General features: G+C 52.3%; 1 pseudogene. It reads left to right on the forward strand.

Annotated features, from left to right (window positions below):
* Positions 1–2,294 (forward strand): annotated as a pseudogene (locus D515_RS26050) (hypothetical protein); the annotation flags it as partial.

Here is a 2,294-nt window from a genome sequence, read left to right on the forward strand (position 1 = left end):
GCATTCCCACAAGATGCATCGGAGACCACAGACACTGACGGTGATGGTGTAGGCGATAATGCCGATGCCTTCCCGGACGATGCCTCTGAAACCACAGACTCTGACGGTGATGGTGTGGGTGATAATTCGGATATCGATCGTGACAACGACGGTCTTGCGGATGAGTTAGAACTGCGTACCAAAGCGGACATTGTTGACTGGCCTGTGCTTTATGGAGCCAACTTCTCGAACGGTGTTCTGTCTGCTAACGGCGGAAGCTGGAGCTATCAGGCGAACTCAGTACGTTTTTCTGAGTACGGCTACCGTGATAATTATCGTCTGAATTTCACGGTTGAATCGCTGGGCAGCAACAATATGTTTGGCTTAGGTAATGCTGAAAGCAGCGCAAATTACCCTGATATTGATTACGCCTTCTACATCGTGAACACCACGCTCTATATCTATGAGAGCGGTTCATACCGTGGCAACTTTGGCGCGAACAGTGTCGCTACTGGCGATACGCTTTCATTGGAAGTTAACAACGGCAATATCCGTTATCTCCGTAACGGCGAGGAAATCCGCACAGTAAGCTACAGCGGAGAAACACCGGACTTCTACGTTGATACCAGCTTTTACAATGGCGCAATTCGCCTGAGCAATATTAGCCTCACGCCAATGTCCGGTAGCGGTGTATCCGCTGACGCCGATCAGGATGGCGTCAACAATGACGTCGATCTGGACTCTGATAACGACACCATCCCAGACGTGATTGAAGCCGGTTTAGCCGATGCTGATGGCGACTTGAAAGTCGACTCAGTAAATCAGCAAGGCACTGTCGACCCTGCCCCGGATTCAGACGGCGATGGCATTCCGGATTACCTTGATTTGGAAAGCCAGAATGCCGCCAATGATGGTACTGCCTTCGACATGCATGGCTACGACTTTGCTGCCTTCGATTCAAACGGCGACGGTAAGCTCGATGCCAATGATGAGCTCGGCGGTAACGATGTGAACGGCAACGGTGTCGATGACCGCGCGGAAGACGCGGACGGCGATGGACTCTCAAATCCGAACGACGATGACGACGATAACGACGGCACGTTAGATATCTACGATGCCTTCCCATTCGATCCGAACGAAACCACAGATTCGGATGGTGACGGCGTTGGCGATAACAGTGACGCCTTCCCAACAGATGCTACTGAAACCACAGACACCGATGGTGATGGTATCGGCGACAACAGTGACGCATTCCCAGACGATGCCACCGAGACCGCTGACTCAGACGGAGACGGTGCTGGTGATAATGCTGATGCTTTCCCGAATGACGCGTCTGAAACCACGGATTCCGATGGCGATGGTGTTGGTGACAACAGTGATATCGACAAAGACAATGATGGCCTTTCAGATGAGCTGGAATCCCGCACTCAGGCAGATATCGTTGACTGGCCCGTGCTTTACGGAGCCAGCTTCTCTAACGGTGTTCTGTCTGCCAACGGCGGAAACTGGAGCTATCAAGCGAACTCAGCCCGTTTCTCCAGCTATGGCTTCACGGATAACTACCGTCTGAACTTCCATGTTGATGCGCTTGGTACCTACAACATGTTCGGGCTGGGCAATACTGAAAGCTCAGCGAGCTATACCGATATTGATTACGCCTTCTATATCGCAGGCACAACCCTCTACATCTACGAAAGTGGCGCGTATATCGGCAGCTTTGGCACGGTCGTAGCGGGTGATGATCTGGCGCTGGAAGTGAATAACGGCACCATTGTGTACTATCGCAATGGCGCACTTGTCCGTTCAGTTAATTACAGTGGAGATACGCCTGACTTCTACCTTGATACCAGCTTCTACAGCGGGGCAATTCAACTGTCTGGCATTGAACTTACTCCGCTCTCAGGCTCAGGCGCTTCTAAGGACGCAGATAACGATGGTGTCACCAACGACCTCGATTTGGACTCTGACAATGACACCATCCCGGATGTGATTGAAGCGGGTCTGGTTGATGCCGACGGAAACCTTCAAGTTGACGCCATCAATCTTCAGGGCTCAGTGAACCCAGCCCCGGATTCAGACGGCGATGGCATTCCGGATTACCTTGATTTGGAAAGCCAGAATGCCGCCAATGATGGTACTGCCTTCGACATGCATGGCTACGACTTTGCTGCCTTCGATTCAAACGGCGACGGTAAGCTCGATGCCAATGATGAGCTCGGCGGTAACGATGTGAACGGCAACGGTGTCGATGACCGCGCGGAAGACGCTGACGGGGATGGACTGTCGAACCCGAATGACGATGACGACGATAACGA

This window comes from Grimontia indica (assembly GCF_000333895.2).
Taxonomy (GTDB): Bacteria; Pseudomonadota; Gammaproteobacteria; order Enterobacterales; family Vibrionaceae; genus Enterovibrio; species Enterovibrio indicus.